Source organism: Rhizobium sp. P38BS-XIX, assembly GCF_012641435.1.
Taxonomy (GTDB): Bacteria; Pseudomonadota; Alphaproteobacteria; order Rhizobiales; family Rhizobiaceae; genus Rhizobium.
In genome coordinates, this window is the sequence record NZ_JABAIJ010000001.1 from 1,534,522 (window position 1) to 1,557,268 (window position 22,747).

Here is a 22,747-nt window from a genome sequence, read left to right on the forward strand (position 1 = left end):
CGCTTGATCCAGTTTACCGTTCTTTCCGAAGTTAAACGGTGATTCCTAGATTTTTTGTTCTCGTCAAGCTTTTCCAGCAAAAAAGCCCGTTAAATGCCCGAAAAAGCCTTATCCACAGGCTCGGTGCGTCATAATCAATTGTTTCTGGTATTTAGGAAGTCTCTACGCATTGACAAGAGGATTCTAAAGAAACCTGCGCATTTCCGACATCGCCATGTATTGACGACGCCGGAAATGTGTCCAAACAGCATCAGTTCCAATCCATCACGACCTTGCCGGAGTTACCGGAGCGCATCGCTTCGAAACCTTCCCGAAAATCGTCGATGCCGATGCGGTGGGTGATCACCGGCGATACATCGAGACCGCCCTGAACGAAGGCAATCATCTTGTACCAGGTCTCGAACATCTCGCGGCCGTAGATGCCTTTCAAGTTCAGCATCTTGAAGATGACCTTGTTCCAGTCGATCTCGAAGCCGGCCGGGGCAATGCCGAGAATGGCGATCTTGCCGCCATTGTTCATCTTGTCGATCATATCGCGAAAGGCCGGCGCCGCACCCGACATCTCCAGCCCCACATCGAAGCCTTCGGTCATTCCAACGGATTTCATGACATCGGCCAGGTTTTCCTTGGAGGCATCGACGACGTGATCGATGCCGACCTTGCGGGCAAGTTCAAGCCGGGTGGGATTGATGTCGGTGATCACGACCTTTCGGGCACCGGAACGTTTGGCGACCATCGCTCCCATGATGCCGATCGGCCCTGCCCCGGTCACGAGCACATCTTCGCCGACCACATCGAAAGAAAGTGCCGTATGAACCGCGTTGCCGAAGGGATCGAAAATCGCGGCAATTTCATCAGGAATATCGTCGGGAATCGGCACGACGTTGGATTCGGGAATGCAGACGAACTCGCCGAAAGAGCCGGGCCGATTGACACCGACACCGAGCGTGTTGCGGCAAAGATGGCCTCGGCCCGCGCGACAGTTGCGACACTTGCCGCAGACGATATGTCCTTCTCCCGAAACGCGTTCGCCGACATGATACTTCGTGACGGCCGATCCGATCTCGGCAATCTCGCCGCAGAATTCATGGCCGACGACCATGGGCACCGGAATGGTCTTCTGTGCCCATTGATCCCAGTTCCAAATATGAACATCGGTGCCGCAGATCGCCGATTTCCTGACCCGAATCAGAACATCGTTCGGCCCGACTTCCGGCACCGGGACATGCTCCATCCATAGCCCGACTTCCGGCTTGGCTTTGACCAGTGCTTTCATCATGTTCGACATGATCGGTTCTCTCCAACCAATTCAAATGATTCCGAGTTCTTTTCCGGCTTCCGCAAAGGCTGTGATCGCCTTTTCAACATCGGCCCTGGAATGGGCAGCCGACATTTGCGTGCGGATGCGCGCCTGCCCCTTGGGCACGACCGGGAAAGAAAAGCCGATGACGTAGACGCCCTTCTTCAGCATCAGCGCCGCCATGTCCTGCGCGAGCTTCGCATCGCCAAGCATGACGGGAATGATCGGATGATCGGCGCCGGCGAGCGTAAAGCCGAGCTTCGTCATCTCTGTACGGAAAAGCTCGGCATTGCCCTTCAGCCGCGCCCGCAGTTCGCCGCCGTTCTCGATCAGATCGAAAACCTTGAGCGAAGCGGCGGCAATGACGGGTGCCAGCGTGTTGGAAAAGAGATAGGGCCGCGACCGCTGCCGTAGCCAGTCGACGATCTCGCCCTTGGCCGAGGTGTAGCCGCCCGAAGCACCGCCGAGCGCCTTACCGAGCGTGCCGGTGATAATGTCGATCCGGCCCTCGACGCCGCAATGCTCCGGCGATCCACGCCCATGCTTGCCGACGAAGCCGACGGCGTGGCTGTCATCGACCATGACCATCGCGCCATATTTTTCCGCCAGATCGCAAACACCGCCGAGATTGGCGATGATACCGTCCATGGAAAACACACCATCGGTGGCGATCAGCTTGAAGCGGCAGCCTTCGGCCTTCTTCAGCTCTTCCTCGAGTGCCGCCATATCGTTGTTGGCGTAGCGAAAGCGCTTCGCCTTCGAGAGGCGCACGCCGTCGATGATCGAAGCGTGATTGAGGGCATCGGAAATGATCGCATCTTCTTCCGACAACAGCGTTTCGAACAAGCCGCCATTGGCATCGAAGCAGGACGAATAGAGGATGGTATCGGCCATGCCGAGAAAGTTTGAAATCCTCGCCTCGAGCTGCTTGTGCTCCTCCTGCGTGCCGCAAATGAAGCGTACTGAGGCCATGCCGTAGCCATAACGGTCGAGTGCCTTCTTCGCAGCCTCGGCAAGCTCCTCATTGTCGGCAAGACCCAGGTAGTTATTGGCGCAGAAGTTGAGCACGCGAGCCCCACCGAGAACGGCGATTTCGCCGGCCTGCTTTGAGGTGATGACACGCTCGGCCTTGTAAAGGCCGGCCTCTTTCAACCCGAGAAGTTCGCTACGCAGATGTGATAGAAATTCTGTGGTCATTGTCGCATTCCGATGCTGGTCACAGTGCCTGATCGCTCAAGAAATAACACAGCATTCGGCCTGTTGCTGCATCCAGCAGCGGCAAAAACGCCCGGTGCCGTGACGTCGGGACGATAGCGCACGAGTTCGATATTATCTGTCAAACCGGCACTCGCGAGCGCAACTTTCCACCTGAAGATAATCAGCAGATATTTCGAAAATTACTTGACCGAGTCAATAAATCAGACAGACGCGCCGAAAAGGCACTCGGTTCTACAGAAACAGAGTGCGCTCAGTGCCCACCGAAGACGCCGCCTTCGTCTGGCGAGACGTCTGCTGCGCGTGCACGTATCAACGGGCAGCGAAATCCGAGATGACCGAGAGAAACGCATCGCCGTAACGCTCGAGCTTCGACTGGCCGACGCCCGAAACTCCGAGGAGATCCTTACGATTTCTCGGTCGCTCGGTGGCAAAGGCAATAAGCGTCGTATCGGGAAAGACGACATAGGGCGGCACGCCCAGTTCTTTGGCGATCCGTGTGCGCTCGGCACGCAATGCATCGAACAGCGCCTGTGCCTCGCCGGAAAGCCCGTGTGCCTGCTTTTCGGGGCGTCCCGCCTTCTTGCCGCGGCGGCCCGCCTCGGGCCGATCCTTCCGGAAGAAAACCTGCCGCTCGCGTTTGAAGACCGCCCGCGCCTGCTCTTCGAGCTTCATGGCGCCGAAGGCGGTATGATCGATGCTGATGAAGCCGTTCGCCAGCAACTGGCGGAAGATCGACTGCCAGGTACGGGCAGGAATATCCTTGCCCGCGCCAAAAACGGGCATATCGACATGGCCAAAGCGCTCGGTCTTCTCGTTGACCGCTCCCATCAACACATCGATGACATGGCCGGTGCCGAACCGCTCACCCGTGCGATAGACGGCCGCAAGCGCCTTGATCGCCGCTTCCGTACCGTCCCAAGTCTCGACAGGCTTCAGGCAGGTATCGCAACTGCCGCAACCGCCGCCGTGCGCTTCACCGAAATGCGCAAGGATCGACTGTCGACGGCATCCCGCCGTCTCGCAGATGGCAAGCAACGCGTTGAGCTTTGCCCGCTCGACACGCTTGATTTCCTCAGATGCACCGCCCTCGTCGATCATCCGCCGTCGCTGGATGACATCGGCCATGCCATAAGCCATCCAGACTTCCGACGGCAGACCGTCGCGCCCGGCGCGGCCCGTTTCCTGATAATAGGCCTCGACCGAGCCAGGCAGATCGAGATGAGCGACATAGCGGACATTCGGCTTGTCGATGCCCATTCCGAACGCGACCGTCGCCACCAGGCACAGGTCTTCTTCCTTTAAGAACGCGTCCTGGTTGGCGTCACGAAGCGCGCGATCCATGCCTGCATGATAGGGCAGCGCCCGGATGCCCTGCCCATTCAGCCAATCGGCAGTATCCTCGACCTTTGCTCTGGACAGGCAATAGACGATACCGCTGTTACCCCGATGACCGTCGAGAAAGCGCAGCAATTGCTGGCGAGGCTGATCGCGCTCGACAATCTCATAAGCAATGTTCGGCCGGTCGAAACTCGTGGTGAAGACCTTCGCATTGTCGAGAGCCAGCCGCTCGATAATGTCGTCGCGGGTATGCGGATCAGCCGTCGCCGTCAACGCGATACGCGGCACGTCGGGAAACAATTCGGCGAGCCGGCCGAGATCGCGATATTCCGGCCTGAAATCATGCCCCCATTGCGAGACACAATGCGCCTCATCGATCGCAAAAAGCGCGAGCTTTGTCCTGGAGATCATCTGCTGGAAGCCGTCGGTCAGGATGCGCTCCGGCGTCACATAGAGCATGTCGAGCGCGCCGTTCGAAACGGCGCGATAGACTTCGCTTGCCTCCTCGCGCGACAGAGACGAATTCAGTGCGGCGGCGCGGATGCCGAGCTGCTTCATCGCTTCCACCTGATCCCGCATCAGCGCGATCAGTGGCGAAACGACGATGCCGATTCCGTCCCGACAAAGGGCGGGAATCTGAAAGCAAAGCGACTTGCCGGCTCCGGTCGGAAACAGCACTACAGCATCGCCACCCGACACCACATGCTCAACCACTTGCTGCTGCTTGCCGCGAAACGCCGAATAGCCATAGACGCGTTTCAGCACATCAAGCGGCGCGGCATCTTCGGCACGGCCGCCAAACAAGGCTTCATCGGCGGAAAATCGCGGGTCCAGTCTATCCGGCTGCGGCATCTACGTCTCTACTTCCCCGCAGCGCTCTTGACGCGGCCCGACAGCACGCCAAAGCCATCGATGATCGCTTCCTGGTTCTCCAGTCGCACGGCTTCCAGCTGCACTTCCTGCAATGCGCGCATCAATTGGTCGATTGCCTCGCCATCGCCATCTTCCGTAGCTTCGGCGATCGCTCCCTCAAGCTCGATCTTATGCCAGCGCAACGCCTTCGATCGCTTATGGAGCGCCAGCGCCTGGCGATATCCTTCCCGCGCGTCTTCCATCGCGGCCTCCTCGGTGGCCGTCCAGAGTCGTGCATTGCGAACCTGCTGATCGAGACCTTTCAAAAGGGCACCGAAGCCCTGTTCCTCCAGCTGCTCCACCAGCCGCTCGCGGGTGAGCTGCGGACCGACCATGGCCGCGGCGATACCAAGAACCGCCGACCACAGACGCTGCAACTCGCGGCTGTCGTAGTCGATCGCGGCAATCTCGTCATATTCGTCCTGCAGCAGCAAAGGATGGTTCACGATCGTCAAGGCCAGCACGCTTTCGCGAAGGCTTGGAATATCCTGATGTCCCTTGATCATTGCCGAGCGCATCAGGCGATCGGAGGCCGTCGTGCTCGCTGCGGCCCGGTCGCGCCCTTGGCCGCCGCGCCCACCAAAGGAGCGGCCATTGCCATCACGGGAAAAGCCGCGCGCCTGCTGGTTGCCGCCCCGTTGGAACTGCGGCTGGAAAAGACCGTTGAGCCGCTCGCGCATGCTCTGCTGGTAATGCCGGCGAACATCTTCGTCGACGATGACCGATACGATGCGGCGCAGCCGCGCTTCGAGTTCGGCTCGCGCCTCGGGCGTTTCGAACGTGCCGCTGCCAGCCTCTCTCGCCCATATGAGATCAGCCAGGGGACGTGCTTGCGCCAGAACCTTGTCGAAGGGCGCGCGGCCATCCTGGCGCACGAGATCGTCCGGATCCTTCCCATCGGGCAGAAGCGCGAAACGGACGGTACGGCCGGGTTTGATATGCGGTAACGCCAGGTCGGCGGCACGATTGGCGGCGCGAATACCCGCGCCATCGCCATCGAAGCACAGCACGGGCTCCGGCGTCATCTTCCACAGAAGATCCAGCTGATTTTCAGTCAGCGCCGTGCCAAGCGGCGCAACGGCATTCTCGACGCCGGCCTGGTTCAAGGCGATGACGTCCATGTAGCCTTCAACGGCAATGATCGTGCCGGCGCCATCCGGCCCTTGCGAAGCGCGCCGGGCGCGAGTGAAATTGTAGAGCACGTTACCCTTGTGAAAGAGCTCCGTTTCATTGGAATTAAGGTACTTCGCCGGCGCATCCGGCGACATCGCCCGGCCACCGAAGGCGATGACCTTTTCCCGCGAGGAGAGGATAGGAAACATGATGCGGTCGCGGAAGCGATCATAGGAGACCGGCACGTTCTCGTGCACGACGAGGCCGCACGCCTCGATCTGTTCCTTCAGCACGCCTTTGCCGGCCAGATGTTCTTTCAACGCGTTACGGCTGTCGGGCGAATAACCAAGTCGAAACGTCTCGATGGTGCGGCCGGTCAGCCCGCGATCACGCAGATAGGCACGAGCGCGAGCGCCATTCGCAGTCTGTAGCTGATCCTGAAAGAACTGAGTCGCCATCTCCATGACGTCAAGCAGCGACGTGCGCTCTTTTTCCCGCTTCGCCTCCATCGGGTCGGCGACGGGCATGGGAACGCCAGCCATATCGGCGATCTGCTGCACCGCCTCCGGAAAGCTCAAGCCCTCAAGCTCGGTCAAAAAGCGGAAATGGTCGCCCGTGACGCCGCAGCCGAAGCAATGATACCGCCCCTTGCGGTCCTCGCAGTGAAAGCTCGGCGACTTCTCACCGTGGAACGGGCAGCAGGCCCAATAATCGCCCCGCGGTATATTGGTCTTGCGCCGATCCCACGTCACACGACGACCGATCACGTCTGAAATCAGAACGCGGTCGCGAATCTCGTCGAGAAACGTATTGGAAAATCGCATGGCTACCTCTGGCTCACTCCATATAAACAGGAATGGCGCGCATTGCCACGACGACCGAACAGGCGCGCACGCTATTCACAGGCCTTTGTCCGTCGATTGCAATTCGCCGGCTTCAATCACAACTCCGTGAATATGTCTAAGAAATGAACGCCTCCTTTTCGGCTTTCGGCGGCCTTCCAACCGAAAGCAAGGATAGGCCTTTCGCTGCGGTGCACGCGCAGAACTGACGCCTCGATCGCATGTAAATAACCAAAGCGTGAGCGGAAAATGCATCAGAAGCAAAGGCTTGCAGATGGTCCAAGTTATTGGTGACCGCAAACTTTAATCGGACCATCGGTGTCGGGCATAAGAACATCCGTAAGGCGCTGCTCTGTCTAGTGGCGCATTTGCGGCATAGTTTGTAAGCCAAACATTATTTTTTTGTAATTTGATTGTTGATGTGCAGCGCAATAGCTTTGTCCTCACGGGGCGAGACAAGCCGGCGAAGAAAAATACTTCGCGACGCGACATGCCGAGACGCCCCGACGAACGGGAAGCCACAAGGTACGGGCTTTCAGTTTAGGAGAGGAAATGCGCATTCTGATCGTACCCCTGGCCGCAGCGGCTATGTTTGCCACAGCAAATTACAGCTCTGCGACGGCGGCCAAAGGAAGTGACGAGATGAATGTTCTTTACGCTGGCGCAGGTTATCAGCTGCCAGCGGATATCAAAGTCCCTGCTCTTACCGCAGGTGTAAAGATTCAGATGTCCGAACTGCCGTCGCAAGCGTTGGCCTTGCCCCGTGAAGTCAGGATCCTCAGATAAGTTCAGCAGATACTCAGGTGGGGCACCATCCCTACCCCCGGCGCCGCCCCACCTGAGTGCCTTTGCAAAAGACGTTTGATTTTTGGGCCCCACCCTGCGTCATCAAACGCCTGCAAAGCGCAAGAAGGCAGGAGCTCCCCCAGCTCCTGCCTTCTCTAATTTTACGACACCGAACAGCACGAAAATCCTCAGCAGGCGGCTTAAGTCCGCCACGCCGGTATTTTAACGTGTATGATGCAATGTATATTTCATAATATCGCAAGATATGTCATCTTGAGCGCCATCATATTCATCAGATAATTCAGAATTTTACCTAGTTCATCGGAGACGGCGACATGTCTTTATCCGCGCAGGAACTTGCTAAAGATCTCGATTTTTTCGCAGAAATTCTCGGTTATACACGAGAAATGGTGTCAACTTATGATGAAAACCAGCAGGTCTGCTCGGTATTTGCTTCGCAACAGCGTTGGCTGATGGCGCTTGCCGGCTTTGGTCTCTATTACGGCGGAGTGGATGGCGAACCGCCGGGCATTCATGCCAATCGATTCGCGAGCTACGTGGTCGACCATGAGATTGCCAGTCACAATACGGCGCTGAGCTTTCTTCACGAGATGCTGGCGGATGGTTTTCTGCGGTATTTGCCGATCGCGCCGGATCGCCGGGCAAGACCGATGGAGCCGACGGAGGAAGCCATTCTGTATATGACAAAATGGCTCGGCATCCATCTTGCGGTTCTGGACAGGCTGGACGGCGGCAAACGCAGCCTGCTGCTGGCGAGACGACCCGAGATCGTTGCTACGCTGCAGCCTGCAATCTCAGCCGCCATCATCAACAGCCATGATCTCCGTGAGCCGGGAGACACGTTCGACCTGTTCACGTCAGCCAATTCCGGCGGCGTAATCATGGATTACCTGATCTCCCGCGTCGGGCTTTACGATTCGACCACACACCGCGCGATCGTCGGGCGCATCGCCTTCACGGACATCTGTCACCGCTTTCTCATTTCCAGAACGCATGCAAAGCGGCTCATGCATAAAGCAGCCGCAATGCAAAGCATCGGGTGGACGGGCTCCCCCGGTAGAAGCCAACTTTGGCTGTCTTGCGGCTTCCTTCAGGAGTACCGAAACTTTCAGGCCGAAAAATTCGCCCTTATAGAAGCCGCCTGGAAAAACGCGTTCGGACCTCTGCAGATCCGCCCAACGAAGCAGAAGCAGAGTTTTACTTCAGCAATTCCTTCAAGATAGCCGAGGCCTTGGCGAAATCCATCTGACCGGCATAGCGCTCGCGCAGCGCAGCGACGCACTTGCCCATATCCTTCAGGCCCTGCGCGCCGAGCTCGGCAACGACGGCAACGCAGATCTCGCGCACCTTCTCTTCGGAAAGCTGCTCGGGCATGAAGCCCTGGATGACCGCGATTTCCTCGCGCTCCTTATCGGCGAGCTCCGGGCGGCCGCCTTCGATATAGATCTTTATCGATTCTTCGCGCTGCTTGATCATCTTGGCGAGCAGCTGCAGGATTTCGTCTTCGCTTGCCTGCTCCTTGCCGAGACCGCGATTGGCGATATCCTTGTCCTTGATGGCGGCAAGGATCAGGCGAACGGTCGAAAGCCTCGCGCTGTCCTTGGCCCTCATGGCGTCTTTCTGGGCGTTGGAAAGGGTTTCGCGGATCATATCTCTAAACTCCTTGAAGCAGGCCAGCGACGATCGCCCCGGCCACCTGTGTCATGTTGCTGTCTTCTAGACCAACAGGGTCGATCAATGCAATTGCGCCAGCAAGCCCGAATTCCTTGATAGGAAAGCAAAAGCGCGCATTGACCGGCTCGCCTTGTTTGGTTATGTCCATCACCTGCACATTAGATCGATAGGAAGATCTCAAGCCGCGACGATGTCGCCGGCCGTACCTTGCTACAAACATGGCGGAACCGCTGGTCTCTTCAAGACCGCGCGCGACGCCGGAAACGGGATGACTATGACCGCGACAGCCCCATGGACCACTGAAAAGCCGACTGCTCTTCTCGTTCTTGCCGATGGCACCGTCATCGAAGGCAAGGGTATCGGCGCGACCGGCAAGGTCCAGGCCGAAGTCTGCTTCAACACGGCATTGACGGGGTATGAAGAGATCCTGACGGATCCTTCCTATCTCGGACAGATCGTCACCTTCACCTTCCCGCATATCGGCAATGTCGGCACGAACGACGAAGATATCGAAGACCTGACGCCGGCTGCCCGCCACGGCGCGGTCGGCGTTATCTTCAAGGCCGACGTCACCGATCCATCGAACTACCGCGCTGCCAAGCATCTGGACCAGTGGCTGAAGGCCCGCGGCATCATCGGCCTGAGCGGTATCGACACCCGCGCGCTGACAGCATGGATCCGCGAAAACGGCATGCCGAACGGCGTCATCGCCCATGACCCCAATGGCGTGTTCGATATCGAGCAGCTGAAGGCGGATGCCAAGGCCTGGAGCGGCCTTGAAGGTCTAGACCTCGCCAAGGTTGCCTCTTCCGGCCAGTCTTCGCAATGGTCGCAGACCCCTTGGGTTTGGAACGAAGGTTATGGCGAACTCGGCGCTGCCGACGCCAAGTACCACGTCGTCTGCCTGGACTACGGCGTCAAGCGCAACATTCTGCGCCTGTTTGCCGGCCTCGATTGCAAGGTCACCGTTCTCCCGGCAACCGCATCGACGGATGAAGTTCTCGGCCTGAACCCGGACGGCATCTTCCTGTCCAACGGCCCCGGCGATCCAGCTGCAACAGGCGAATATGCCGTCCCGGTCATCAAGGACCTGCTGAAGACGGAAATTCCGCTGTTCGGCATCTGCCTCGGCCACCAGATGCTTGGCCTCGCGCTCGGTGCCACGACCGCGAAGATGCATCAGGGCCATCACGGCGCCAATCATCCGGTCAAGGATCACACGACTGGCAAAGTCGAAATCGTCTCGATGAACCACGGCTTCGCAGTCGACTCGAAGTCGCTGCCGGAAGGCGTTGAGGAGACTCATATTTCGCTGTTCGATGGCAGCAATTGCGGCCTGCGCGTCTCCGGCAAGCCTGTCTTCTCTGTCCAGCACCACCCGGAAGCTTCTCCCGGCCCGCAGGACAGCCACTATCTCTTCCGCCGCTTCGTCAATCTGGTTCGCGAAAAGAAGGGCGAGCCGGCTCTGGCAGAACGCGCCTGATCACGACGAAAGCTTGATGACATGAAAAAAGCCCCGGATTGACAGCCAATCCGGGGCTTTCTCTTTGCGCGTCAAATTGGGAGGTCTCTTCGCTATATCGGTTTGACGGCCCTGGCCTCAGGCCTGCAGGCGACGTTGCTTGACCACCTCAAGCTCGCTCATCAGAATTTCCTCGAGGAACTCAAAATCGGACTGGCCGAACTCGATAAGGCCGAAGCGCAGCTTGTAGCCCCAATTCTTGTCCTGCGTGAAATCGAGCCAACCGAGAAGAGGACGAAGCGGTTGCTCTGGCGCATCAAGCCAATCCACATCCTTGCGGTACGCCTTCCCGCAGCCCATCTCCGCAAGATAAGGCTCGCCCTCGCGGACAAAGCCGATGGCCGTGAAGCTTTGAAAGCCGTCTCTTTCGCCCATTTTCACCGAGGGCGAGTAATAGACGATACCGTCACCCGGCTTGATGCGCTTCAAGGGCGCCCGCTTGCCGTGGTTTACCTGCATGAACCCATGCTGGCGTCCAATACGCACATGTTCGGCACTTGCCACCGCCAACCAGTAAGACCGCTGCGCAGGCTGAGCCTGGCGCGACGAGGAATTGGCATGCGGGAACAGACGCACCGTTGTGCCTTGGCGGATGGAGTCTTCCCGCGGAAAAAGCGCGGCATCATTACGATCGCTAGCTTCGAATGTCATGGTCGTCTCCCGTCGTTGGTATGAGAGGACTATAGACGACCATGCTGTCAATTTTTGTCAGCATGCTGAGGGGTTGGCATCGGAAAATGCGCCCTCAGACAGCAGCCTTTTCAGAGCGCACGAGAATGTAGAATCGTGCGCACAACATCGCCGCGGCGGAGGCAAGGCCGAGCAGAAAGCCGAACCAGATTCCGATGCCGCCAAAGCCGAGCGGGAATGCCAACAGCCAGGCCAGGAAGAAGCCGATCGGCCAATAGGCAATCAACGCCATGATCATCGGCACGCGTGCATCCTTGAGCCCGCGCAGCAGGCCGCTGGCAATCGACTGCAGACCGTCGACGAGCTGGAACAGGCCGGCCACGACAATCAACGGTGCCGCATAGGCAAGCACCTGCGGCGCCTCGGCCGAATGCACGTCGAGGAACCAGCTGCCCAGCCAGGACGGCGCCGTTGCAAACAGAATGCTGCCGCAAAGGGCAATGCAGCTCGAGACGACGAGAACCACGATGGCCGCGCGCCTCAGGCCGAGATGATCGCCCTGCCCGTGGGCGACGCCGACGCGGACGGTCGCCGCCTGGCTCAGACCCAGCGGAATCATGAACGCGATCGACGCCCATTGCAGCGCAATGCCATGAGCAGCAAGCTCGATCGTGCCGATCTGCCCCATCAACAACGAAGCTGCGGTGAAAAGGCTGACCTCCGCGAGAACCGTGACACTGATCGGAAAGCCCAATCGAACCACATCCCAAAGGGCACTCCAATCAGGGCGCCAGAAACGGACGAAAATCTCGTAGCGCCGCGTGTCCTGATGCGCCTGCACATAACCGACGATGAAGAAGAAGCCGGCAGTCTGCACCGCAACGGAGACGATGGCGGCGCCATGCAGGCCCATCACCGGCAGACCGAAATGGCCAAGCACCAGAATGTAGGCAAGCACCGCATTCATCACCAGCATCGCAATGGTGACCTTGAGAATAATCCCGGCACGGCCAATGGCGCTGACCAATGCGCGGATGACGTTGTAGAGCAGCCCCGGCAGCAGCGCGAAGTGACCGATATCGATGTAGCCGCTGGCGAGCTTGGCAACATCAGGTTTCTGCCCGGCTGCAAGCAGGATCTCCTCGGAATAGAAGAATGCGGGCTGCGCGATCAGCCAGTAGGCTGTCACAACCCAAAGGCCCATGCGCAGCGCACGGCGCACCGATGTCACGTCACCCTTGCCATAGGCCTGGGCAACGAGCGGCACGACGGCGATGGAAAAGCCCGAGCCGAAAATGAGAATCGTAAAGAGGAACTGCGCGGATAGCACCATCGCGGCAAGCTGCTCGGCGCCCAGCCGCCCGACGATCATCACGTCGGTCGTGTTGATGCCGAGCTGCGCCAACTGCGCACCGATCAGCGGTATGCCGAGCGCAAGGGTTGCACGGATATGTGCAGCCCACGAATTGTTGTTGTCATGAGCGTTGGGACGCGCAGCTACCGGCATATCCATGATGAAAACTCGATTTTTATAGTCGCGCAGGCCACCCTACCCAAGGGTGCGCGAGCCCGCCGCATTAACGCAACTTAGCTTAAAAAGCCAGCAGACAAGTCCATTGTGCTAAAGAATTCATCAGGACATCAAAATAACTGATGAATTTTTAGGCCGCTTCGCCCGCCTGCGACTGACCGACCACACTAGGTTCGCTTTTGCGGACCTTCGTCAGAAGCACGACAAAAGCCACCACCGTCAGGATTGCGCCCATGATGAACGGCGCGCCGGCAAAGACGACAGGCGCGGTCGGCGTCGTGTAATATTGAAACAGATAAGGGAAGAGCACCGGCCCGATGATGGCGGTGATGCTCGTCAGACTGCCAAGCGCGCCCTGCAATTCGCCCTGCGCCGATGGCGGCACCTTGCTCGCCGCGATCGACCTCAGCGGCGCATCGACAATGTTTTCGATGACAGTGACGACGACGACCACATAGACCATCCATCCCTGCCATGCGAAGGCATAGCCCGTGAGGCCGAGGCAGGAGAAACCAAGGCCAAGCAGCGCCGTCTTCCATTCGCCAAGCACCGGCACCAGCCGCGGCAGGATCAGGCCCATGACGATGGCGGCACCGATTCCATAGACGCCGAGGGAGAAGCCGATCTGCCCTTCGCTCCAATTATAGCGATAGGAGGTCACGAAGGACCAGACGGCCGGATAGACACCGTGCGCCAGCCAGTTCAGGAACATGACGACGCAAATCCAGCCGACACCCTGGTAACGCCGTATCTGACGCAGCGCACCGAACGGATTGGCACGGCCGATTTCAAAGGGACGGCGATTCTTTTCCTCCAACGTTTCCGGCAGCAGGAAATAGGCGCCCACAAAATTCAGGAAGGCCAATGCCGCCGCGCCGTAGAACGGCACACGCGGCCCGAATTCGCCAAGGAAGCCGCCAATGACTGGGCCAAGCACAAAGCCGACGCCGAAAGCCATGCCGATCAGGCCGAAATTCTTCGCGCGATTCTCGTCGTTGCTGATATCGGCGATATAGGCCGAGCAGGTCGAAAAACTCGCGCCGCTGATGCCTGCGAGAATCCGGCCGACGAACAGCATCCAATAGGAGCCGGCGATGGCGCAGATGAAATTGTCGATCGCAAAGGTCAGCACCGATGCGAGCAGCAGCGGACGTCGGCCGTATCGATCACTCAGATTGCCGATCAGCGGCGAGAACAGGAACTGCATGGCGGCATAGGCGAGCAGCAGCCACCCACCTTCCGTGGCAGCAGCGCTCACCGAGGCACCGGTCAGCTCCTCCAGATATTTGGGCAGCACCGGCATGATGATCGCAATGCCCATCACGTCGAGGAAGAGAATGAGGAAGACGAGGAACAAGCCCCGACGTGCGAATTTCTGGTCGATCATGGAGTTGCCTTATGAGGGCTCCGTCTCCATGAAAGAGACAGAACGTGAACGGAAAACCGGAACGTTCCCCATAGCGAAAGATTTTCGCAGAAACAATCCGTGAACGCTTCAATCTTATTGATTTATGGACCGCTTTTTTTGATCTTTAAGCCCCGGGCGTCTATCTGTCGCGGCTTCGACGCTGCTCGCGATTGAGAAAATCGACGAACGCGCGCAGCGGCGCCGGCATGTGCCGACGGCTGGCGTAATAGAGAAATGGACCGGGAAACACGGTGTCCCATTCCTCCAGGATCGGCACCAGTTCACCGCTTTCGATCTGCGGGGCAAGGAAGTCCCGAAACGTCCTGATAATGCCAAGACCGGCAGCCGCCGCATGGCATTCGATATCGATGGCGTTCGAAGCGACAACCACTGGCGGCGAGATGAAAATCGTCTCGCCATTCCTCTCGAACTCCCAGGGAGCAACCGAACCGCTGAGAAAGCGATGACGGATGCAGCGATGTTCGAGTATGTCCCGCGGATGTTGCGGGGTGCCGTGGGCAGCCAGATAGGCCGGCGATGCGGCAGTGACATAGCACTGCTGGCGCGGCCCGATCGGCACCGCGATCATGTCCTTCTCCAACCGCTCATCATAGCGGATGCCGGCGTCATAACCTGCCGCCACCACATCGATGAAACTATCTTCGGCGACGATCTCGAGAGAGATGGCCGGATACTCCTTCAGAAAGCGACTGATGATATCCGGCATGACGACCGTCGCGGCGACGGTGGGTACGTTCAGCCGCAGGGTCCCGCCAACGCTGTCGCGAAAGCTGTTGATATCGTCGAGGGCGACGGCGATCTCGCCCATGGCGGGCGTCAGCCGCTCCATCAACCTCTCACCCGCTTCCGTCGGCGTGACGCTGCGGGTTGTCCGGTTCAGCAGGCGCACCGCGAGCCGCTCCTCCAATCGGCGAACGGCTTCACTCAGGGAGGAAGCGGAAACACTGCGCTTGCGCGCGGCTTCGCGAAAACTGCGCTCGCGGGCAACGGCGGTGAAGGCGACAAGATCGGCCAGCGGCAAATCATCCATTGTGCGAAATTCCAAACAACCCGTTTCGATTTACCCAGATTATCGCACAGACAAGAATGAAGTAAAACAGCGTCGACAGAGATCCACGCGGCATGAGCACGCACCTTCGATCAAGGAGAGACACAATGGAAAAGCATCAATTGGGAAAGACCGGACCGCAAGTATCGGCCCTCGGCCTCGGCTGCATGGGCATGTCGGGCATGTATGGCCCGTCCGATCGCGCCGAAGGCATCGCGACCATTCATGCCGCCCTCGATGCGGGGATCAATCTGCTCGATACGGGCGATTTCTACGGCATGGGTCACAATGAAATGCTGATCGGCGAAGCCATAAAAGGCTTGAACCGGGATGATTTCCTGCTCAGCGTCAAGTTCGGCGCCCTGCGCGATCCCTCTGGCGCATGGCTCGGCTACGACGCACGCCCGGCTGCCATCAGGAATTTCGTTGCCTATTCACTCCAGCGCCTCGGCGTCGATCATATCGATATCTATCGCCCTGCCCGGCTCGACCCGAACGTACCCATCGAAGAACAGATCGGCGCCCTCTCCGACCTCATCAAGGCCGGCTACATCAGGCATATCGGCCTTTCCGAAGTGGGTGCGGACACCATTCGCCGCGCCGCCGCCGTCCACCCGATCGTCGATCTGCAGATCGAGTATTCGCTCATTTCGCGTGGCATCGAGGACAAGATCCTGCCGACCTGCCGCGAACTTGGCATCGGCATCACCGCATATGGCGTCCTTTCGCGCGGCCTGATCAGCGGCCACTGGCAAAAGGACAACGCCCAGAAAGGTGACTTCCGCACCATGAGCCCGCGCTTCCAGGCCGGGAATATCGAAAAGAACCTCGAGCTTGTGGAAGCGCTGCGAAAGATCGCCGACACGAAGGGCGCCAGCGTCGCACAGATCGCCATCGCCTGGGTGGCAGCGCAGGGCAAGGAAATCGTCCCGGTCATCGGCGCGCGCCGCCGCGACCGCCTGAGCGAAGCGCTGGGATCACTCCCGATCGAACTGTCGGCGGAGGATATGACAGCGATCGAGCGCGCGATCCCCAAAGACGCCGCCGCTGGGGGCCGCTATCCCGATGCACAGCTGACACATCTCGACAGCGAAAAGTAATAGCACGATGTCTTGCCCGCCCCCGCACTTCGGGAGCGGGCAAGGAAAATCAGACGGGATTGTTCAGCGTATCGCAGTCCGAAAGCTTGCCGGAATCGAAACCCTTTTTGAACCACTTCACCCGCTGCGCGGAGGTGCCGTGGTTGAAGCTGTCGGGCACGACATAGCCCTGCGTGCGCTTCTGCAACGTATCGTCGCCGATCTGCTGCGCTGCATTCAGCGCCTCTTCGAGATCGCCGGCCTGCAAAATGCCCTTCTGCTGCGTGAACTTACCCCAAATGCCGGCAAAGCAATCGGCCTGCAACTCGATGCGCACCGACATCTTGTTGGCATCCACCTCGCTCATGTTGCGACGGGCCTGATTGAACTTCGGCAGAATACCCAACTGATCCTGAACATGGTGGCCGACCTCGTGCGCGATGACATAGGCCTGGGCAAAGTCACCGGCCGCGCCGAATTGATCCTTCATCTGCTTGAAGAAGGCCATGTCGAGATAGATCTTCTGATCGCTCGGGCAATAGAACGGGCCGGTGGCCGCTGAAGCCTGGCCGCAGGCAGAGGGGAAGCTGCCGGAGAACAACACCAGTTTCGGATCCGTGTAAGTCTGGCCCATCGATTTGAAGATGCCCGTCCAGGTATCTTCCGTATCGCCAAGAACGGTCGCGACGAATTGCTTCATCTCGTCATTGGCCGGCTGACCGCCAGCGCCACTCGACGTGCTCTGCTGATATCCGGAACCGCCGCCGAGCACACCGCTCTGCTGCAGCAGACCCATGACATCGACGCCCATGGCGCGCAGCACCAGGAAAATGACCACAAGAACAATAATGGTGCGAAGGCTCAATCCACCGCCGCCGATCCCTCCTCCGGGAAAGCGAAACCCACCACCGCCGCCGCCGCCCATCGGTGATGAACCGCGCTCGTCCTCAATATTGTCGGATTGCCGACGCCCCTTCCAATCCATAGTGCACCTCCTGGCGATGCCTAAAACGAAAGTCCCTTGAGGCATTTATATATACAGGAAGGCGAACAAAGCCAGTTGGCTGATGGGAGAACGTCAGCCTAAGCGCCTGCGGCGCCATATTTCTTTGGACATCAGCCATAAAAGCCAGCTGGCGATCCCTGCCACGACCAGAATCGGCGCGATTTCATCGCCATGAAAGACGACCTTGTTCATGATACGGCCTGGCAGAAGAGTAAACACGCCAGCCCCCACGATGCCGCCGAAGTAGAGGCTCCTGACGATGCGCTTGTGCGCCGCGATATCGTGTTTGCGCGCGTTGGCGATTGCTCCCCAACAGCCGAACAGCACGAACACCGACAGCAGATGGATCGGACTGAAGCCATAAAACAGGTTGATCTGATGAATGAAGAAGCTCGATAGTGCTGTCACGACCATCAGGATCAGCCAGATCTTGCCGAGCAGGCGGTGCAGCGGCGTCCCCTTTGGCATGAGGAGTAGATAGGCACCGAGCAAGGCGGCAGGCACGACGGCTGCGACATGGATCTGGGTTGCGATGGGCGCATCAAGAAGGGGCTCGAGAGTCATGATCCTATCCGGTTGAGTTTATCGAGCCTTTCCGTGATAGTGTTGTTCTCTCAATCGAATTTGCGCGAAAGAACGGGAAATCTTCGTGGATCACACCTTTCTGCAATCCACGCTTCGTGAATTGCGTGTCATCCAGCATTCACCGCGCTTCTGGGCGACTTTCGTCACCATCGTCCTGATCTTTGCGCTGACCGGTCCATACGGCACTTTCGCTCGGCTCACGCCCGCAGCCCGGTTTGGCTATTGGTTAGTGCTGCATGCCATGGCCTGGTCGATCGCGATCGTCTTTTCCGTGATCGCGGAAATCCTTCTACGCAAATGGATATCGAGCATGTTCGCGCGAATGATGATCGGCTCCATCATTGCCGCGTTGCCGATCGGCTTCGGCATCACCCTCGTCGACGACGCATTCTTCGGGACCGCGGCAAGCCTCGCGGGAAGCCTGCAGCAAGCGCTGGGCTCCATACCGCTGTGCGCGCTCTTCTGCATTCTGACCTATCTGACCATGCATCGACAGATAGCGATGGCGGCTGAGGGCGTGGATATGCCAGCGATGCAGGCCGCGCCTGCCGCAGCACCGGAGATAAAAACTCCGCCTGCGCAGGCCCCCATCCTCTCGCGCCTGAAACCGGAAAACCGCGGCGCCTTGATCAGGCTCACCGTGCGCGACCATTATACGGAGATCGTGACAAGCAGAGGCCGCGAGCTGATCCTGTTGCGCTTCGGCGACGCCTTGATGGAGGTCGGCGATACCGAGGGTATTCGACTGCACCGATCTCACTGGATCGCGACCGACCACGTGGCCAGCCTGAAACGCGACAACGGCAAGCTTTTCGTCATAACGCGCGACGGCCTGGAAATGCCTGTCAGCCGTCCCTATGCCGAGGCTGTACGCCGCCGTTTCCCATAAAGGCGCCAAAGGCTGCGAATTCATGTCGATTCCGCGATTTATGGGGTTCCGTTTGCAAATACATTTGCCTATAAGCCGCTTCTAGCCTGAAAACATTTGCCCATGCGCCCCCGACCGGTGATCTCCCACCCTGGCCGGTTTTTTGCGCAACGAAAAAAACGGATGTGAGCCCATGCCGAAGCGCCAAGATATCAAATCGATCCTTATTATCGGTGCAGGACCGATTGTTATCGGGCAAGCTTGCGAATTCGACTATTCGGGCACGCAGGCCTGTAAGGCGCTTCGCGAGGAAGGCTACCGCGTCATTCTCGTCAACTCGAACCCGGCAACGATCATGACCGACCCGGGCCTTGCGGATGCGACCTATGTCGAGCCGATCACGCCTGAAGTCGTCGCCAAGATCATCGCCAAGGAACGCCCGGACGCGCTGCTGCCGACCATGGGCGGCCAGACGGCGCTTAATACAGCCCTTTCGCTGAAGCGCATGGGTGTCCTCGATCGCTACAATGTCGAGATGATCGGCGCGAAGCCCGCCGCGATTGACATGGCCGAAGACCGCGCCCTCTTCCGCGAGGCTATGGCCCGCATCGGCCTCGAAACGCCGCGCTCCATGCTGGCAAACGCCACCGACATCAAGGACGCCGATCGCAAGACACATGAGGCCCAGCGCAGCAAGCTCAAGGCGCAGCTGTCCGGCGCCGATCTAGACAAGGCGCTCGACGAACTGGAAAACCAGTGGAACCTCGGCGAGAGCGACCGCAAGCAGCGCTACATGAGCCATGCCATGGCAATTGCCGCGCAGGCGATCGATCATGTCGGCCTGCCTGCCATCATTCGCCCTTCCTTTACGCTTGGCGGCACCGGCGGCGGCATCGCCTATAACCGCTCGGAATTCTTCGAAATCGTCAGCGGTGGCCTTGATGCCTCGCCGACGACGGAAGTTCTGGTTGAGGAATCGGTGCTCGGCTGGAAGGAATTCGAGATGGAAGTTGTCCGCGACACGGCGGACAATTGCATCATCATCTGCTCGATCGAAAACATCGATCCGATGGGCGTCCACACCGGCGACTCCATCACCGTCGCCCCGGCGCTGACGCTGACGGATAAAGAATATCAGATCATGCGTAACGCCTCGATCGCGGTCCTGCGCGAGATCGGCGTCGAAACCGGCGGCTCGAACGTACAGTTCGCAGTCAACCCGAAGGACGGACGCCTGGTCGTCATTGAAATGAACCCGCGTGTCTCGCGCTCGTCTGCACTGGCTTCGAAGGCAACAGGCTTCCCGATCGCCAAGGTCGCTGCGAAGCTCGCCGTCGGCTACACGCTGGACGAACTGGAAAACGACATCACCGGCGGCGCGACCCCGGCTTCTTTCGAGCCATCGATCGACTATGTTGTCACCAAGATCCCGCGCTTTGCCTTTGAAAAGTTCCCCGGCGCCTCGCCTGTTCTCACCACAGCCATGAAGTCCGTCGGTGAAGTCATGGCGATCGGCCGTACCTTCGCGGAATCGCTTCAGAAAGCACTGCGCGGCCTAGAAACCGGCCTGACGGGCCTTGATGAAATCGAGATCCCCGGCACCGAAGAGGGCGAAGGAAATCGCAACGCCATCCGCGCTGCCATCGGCACGCCGACCCCTGACCGCCTGCGCATGGTCGCCCAAGCTCTGCGTCTCGGCCTGACGCCGGAAGAGGTACACGAAGGATCGAAGATCGACCCCTGGTTCATCGCGCAGTTCAAGAGCATCGTCGATATGGAAGCCCGTATCCGCGAGCATGGCCTGCCGCAGGATGAAGCCAACCTTCGCATGCTGAAGTCGATGGGCTTCTCCGACGCGCGCCTCGCGACGCTGACCGGCAAACGCCCGAAAGAAGTGGCGGAACTGCGCAACAGTCTGAATGTTCGACCGGTCTTCAAGCGCATCGACACCTGCGCCGCAGAATTCGCCTCGCCGACCGCCTATATGTATTCGACCTATGAGACGCCGTTTGTCGGCGCTGCCCGCTCGGAAGCACAGGTCTCCGACCGCAAGAAGGTCGTCATCCTCGGCGGCGGCCCGAACCGTATCGGCCAGGGCATCGAGTTCGATTATTGCTGCTGCCACGCCGCCTTCGCTCTGAAGGATGCAGGCTATGAAGCGATCATGATCAACTGCAACCCGGAAACGGTTTCGACCGACTACGATACGTCCGATCGTCTTTATTTCGAACCGCTGACGGCGGAAGACGTTATCGAAATCCTGCGCGCCGAGCAGGAAAAGGGTGAAGTCGTCGGCGTCATCGTTCAGTTCGGCGGTCAGACGCCGCTGAAGCTTGCCGAAGCGCTTGAAAAGAACGGCATTCCGATCCTCGGCACCGCGCCTGATGCGATCGACCTCGCCGAAGATCGCGACCGCTTCCAGAAGCTGCTGATGAAGCTCGATCTCAACCAGCCGAACAACGGTATCGCCTATTCGGTCGAGCAGGCTCGCCTCGTCGCCTCCGAAATCGGCTTCCCGCTGGTCGTGCGTCCATCCTATGTTCTTGGCGGCCGCGCGATGCAGATCCTTCATTCTGAGGGTCAGCTGCAGACCTATCTGCTCGACACCGTTCCCGAGCTGGTGCCGGAAGACATCAAACAGCGCTATCCGAACGACAAGACCGGCCAGATCAACACATTGCTGGGCAAAAACCCGCTGCTGTTCGACAGCTACCTCGCCAATGCCATCGAAGTTGACGTCGACTGCCTGTCCGACGGGACTGACGTCTACGTCGCCGGTATCATGGAGCATATCGAAGAGGCCGGTATTCACTCCGGCGATAGCGCCTGCTCGCTGCCGCCGCGCACCCTCTCCCCCGAGATGATCGATGAGCTGGAGCGTCAGGCAAAGTCCATGGCGAAGGCATTGAAAGTCGGCGGTCTGATGAACGTCCAGTTCGCCATCAAGGACGGCACCGTGTACGTGCTCGAAGTCAATCCGCGCGCGTCGCGTACGGTGCCCTTCGTCGCCAAGACCATTGGCGCGCCGATCGCCAAGATCGCCGCCCGCGTCATGGCCGGCGAAAAGCTGGATGCGACCTTTGCCGCTTATGGTGAAAAGCCGGATCCGCGCAAGCTGAAGCACATCGCGGTCAAGGAAGCCGTCTTCCCATTCGCCCGCTTCCCCGGCGTCGACATCCTGCTCGGACCGGAAATGCGCTCGACGGGCGAAGTCATCGGCCTCGATACCGATTTCGCGCTGGCATTCGCCAAGTCGCAGCTCGGCGCCGGCGTCGAACTGCCGCGTGACGGAACGGTCTTCGTTTCGGTCCGCGATGACGACAAGCCGCGCGTGCTGCCCGCCATCCGCATGCTGACGGAACAGGGCTTCAAGGTGCTGGCAACGGGCGGAACCCAACGTTTCCTCGCCGAAAACGGCATCGAAGCGACCAAGATCAACAAGGTGCTTGAAGGACGTCCGCATATCGAGGACGCCATCCGCAACCGTCAGGTCCAGCTCGTCATCAACACGACCGACAGCAACAAGGCGATCTCGGACTCGAAGTCGCTTCGCCGTGCAACATTAATGCAGAAGGTGCCCTACTACACCACCATGGCCGGTGCCGAAGCCGCGGCCATGGCGATCAAGGCGCTGAAGGCCGGAAACCTCGAAGTCCAGCCGCTTCAGAGCTATTTCTGAGGCGCAAACCAGGCGAGAACGAATGTGAGCAACAATAGCCAGCTCACATTCACCCCGGCCACTTGCGATTGAGTTGGCCGGCTTTGAAGAGACCTCGTAGCCGATAGCCGGCAACGGGGCCGCGGCATTCGTGCGCGAGGAGCAGCGTTCCTTAAAGCATCGAATT

At 59.1% G+C, this 22,747-nt stretch carries 18 protein-coding genes; 6 read left to right on the top strand and 12 right to left on the bottom strand.

The window, feature by feature from the left end:
- Positions 1-250 precede the first annotated feature (250 nt).
- The 4 genes from tdh to dnaG form a co-directional block, all read right to left on the bottom strand.
- Positions 251-1,288: an L-threonine 3-dehydrogenase gene (gene tdh, locus HGP17_RS07440; protein WP_168807349.1), complete on the bottom strand. Its 1,038-nt coding sequence runs from the start codon at positions 1,286-1,288 to the stop codon at positions 251-253.
- A gap of 21 nt (positions 1,289-1,309) precedes the next feature.
- Positions 1,310-2,497 carry a glycine C-acetyltransferase gene (locus tag HGP17_RS07445; RefSeq protein ID WP_168807351.1) on the bottom strand — a complete coding sequence of 396 codons (1,188 nt, stop codon included), beginning with the start codon at positions 2,495-2,497 and terminating at the stop codon, positions 1,310-1,312.
- Positions 2,498-2,827: 330 nt separating this feature from the next.
- On the bottom strand, positions 2,828-4,708 hold the full coding sequence (recQ, locus tag HGP17_RS07450; protein WP_168807353.1) for a DNA helicase RecQ: 1,881 nt from the start codon (positions 4,706-4,708) through the stop codon (positions 2,828-2,830).
- Positions 4,709-4,716: 8 nt separating this feature from the next.
- Positions 4,717-6,705 (bottom strand): DNA primase, encoded by a 1,989-nt coding sequence (gene dnaG / locus HGP17_RS07455; protein ID WP_168807355.1) that lies wholly within the window; start codon positions 6,703-6,705, stop codon positions 4,717-4,719.
- Between the two features lie 570 nt (positions 6,706-7,275).
- Here dnaG and HGP17_RS07460 point away from each other — a divergent pair.
- Both HGP17_RS07460 and HGP17_RS07465 read left to right on the top strand, forming a co-directional pair.
- A complete protein-coding gene (locus tag HGP17_RS07460) occupies positions 7,276-7,509 on the top strand; it encodes a hypothetical protein (protein ID WP_168807357.1) in 234 nt (77 codons plus the stop codon).
- Positions 7,510-7,844: 335 nt separating this feature from the next.
- Positions 7,845-8,753: a hypothetical protein gene (locus HGP17_RS07465; protein ID WP_246703962.1), complete on the top strand. Its 909-nt coding sequence runs from the start codon at positions 7,845-7,847 to the stop codon at positions 8,751-8,753.
- Here the strand turns inward: HGP17_RS07465 and HGP17_RS07470 are convergent.
- Complete coding sequence (locus tag HGP17_RS07470) at positions 8,728-9,180, bottom strand: GatB/YqeY domain-containing protein (protein WP_168807359.1); 453 nt, start codon at positions 9,178-9,180, stop codon at positions 8,728-8,730. The two genes, HGP17_RS07465 and HGP17_RS07470, sit on opposite strands and share 26 nt — an antisense overlap.
- 4 nt (positions 9,181-9,184) lie before the next feature.
- Positions 9,185-9,352 carry a hypothetical protein gene (locus HGP17_RS07475; RefSeq protein WP_168807361.1) on the bottom strand — a complete coding sequence of 56 codons (168 nt, stop codon included), beginning with the start codon at positions 9,350-9,352 and terminating at the stop codon, positions 9,185-9,187.
- Between the two features lie 126 nt (positions 9,353-9,478).
- On the opposite strand from HGP17_RS07475, the gene carA reads away from it, so the two are divergent.
- Positions 9,479-10,687: a glutamine-hydrolyzing carbamoyl-phosphate synthase small subunit gene (gene carA, locus HGP17_RS07480; protein WP_168807371.1), complete on the top strand. Its 1,209-nt coding sequence runs from the start codon at positions 9,479-9,481 to the stop codon at positions 10,685-10,687.
- A 117-nt stretch (positions 10,688-10,804) separates the two neighbouring features.
- On the opposite strand, the gene HGP17_RS07485 is transcribed toward carA, so the two are convergent.
- From HGP17_RS07485 to HGP17_RS07500, 4 genes are all read right to left on the bottom strand, one after another.
- The gene (locus tag HGP17_RS07485) at positions 10,805-11,377 is read right to left on the bottom strand and encodes an EVE domain-containing protein (protein ID WP_168807380.1); all 573 of its coding nucleotides are present in this window, start codon (positions 11,375-11,377) and stop codon (positions 10,805-10,807) included.
- A 94-nt stretch (positions 11,378-11,471) separates the two neighbouring features.
- Positions 11,472-12,869, bottom strand: coding sequence for an MATE family efflux transporter (locus HGP17_RS07490; RefSeq protein ID WP_168807382.1), 1,398 nt, complete (start codon positions 12,867-12,869; stop codon positions 11,472-11,474).
- Positions 12,870-13,017: 148 nt separating this feature from the next.
- Complete coding sequence (locus tag HGP17_RS07495) at positions 13,018-14,274, bottom strand: TCR/Tet family MFS transporter (RefSeq protein ID WP_168807384.1); 1,257 nt, start codon at positions 14,272-14,274, stop codon at positions 13,018-13,020.
- A 160-nt stretch (positions 14,275-14,434) separates the two neighbouring features.
- Positions 14,435-15,346, bottom strand: a complete 912-nt coding sequence (locus HGP17_RS07500) for a LysR family transcriptional regulator (RefSeq protein ID WP_168807386.1) — start codon at positions 15,344-15,346, stop codon at positions 14,435-14,437.
- Positions 15,347-15,471: 125 nt separating this feature from the next.
- On the opposite strand from HGP17_RS07500, the gene HGP17_RS07505 reads away from it, so the two are divergent.
- The gene (locus HGP17_RS07505) at positions 15,472-16,464 is read left to right on the top strand and encodes an aldo/keto reductase (RefSeq protein WP_168807388.1); all 993 of its coding nucleotides are present in this window, start codon (positions 15,472-15,474) and stop codon (positions 16,462-16,464) included.
- Between the two features lie 49 nt (positions 16,465-16,513).
- Here HGP17_RS07505 and HGP17_RS07510 read toward each other — a convergent pair whose 3' ends face one another.
- Complete coding sequence (locus tag HGP17_RS07510) at positions 16,514-17,428, bottom strand: neutral zinc metallopeptidase (RefSeq protein ID WP_168807390.1); 915 nt, start codon at positions 17,426-17,428, stop codon at positions 16,514-16,516.
- A 93-nt stretch (positions 17,429-17,521) separates the two neighbouring features.
- Positions 17,522-18,013, bottom strand: coding sequence for a DUF2306 domain-containing protein (locus HGP17_RS07515; protein ID WP_168807392.1), 492 nt, complete (start codon positions 18,011-18,013; stop codon positions 17,522-17,524).
- Positions 18,014-18,098: 85 nt separating this feature from the next.
- On the opposite strand from HGP17_RS07515, the gene HGP17_RS07520 reads away from it, so the two are divergent.
- Positions 18,099-18,923, top strand: a complete 825-nt coding sequence (locus tag HGP17_RS07520) for a LytTR family DNA-binding domain-containing protein (RefSeq protein WP_168807394.1) — start codon at positions 18,099-18,101, stop codon at positions 18,921-18,923.
- 172 nt (positions 18,924-19,095) lie between these two features.
- Complete coding sequence (gene carB / locus HGP17_RS07525) at positions 19,096-22,581, top strand: carbamoyl-phosphate synthase large subunit (RefSeq protein ID WP_168807405.1); 3,486 nt, start codon at positions 19,096-19,098, stop codon at positions 22,579-22,581.
- Positions 22,582-22,747: the final 166 nt, after the last annotated feature.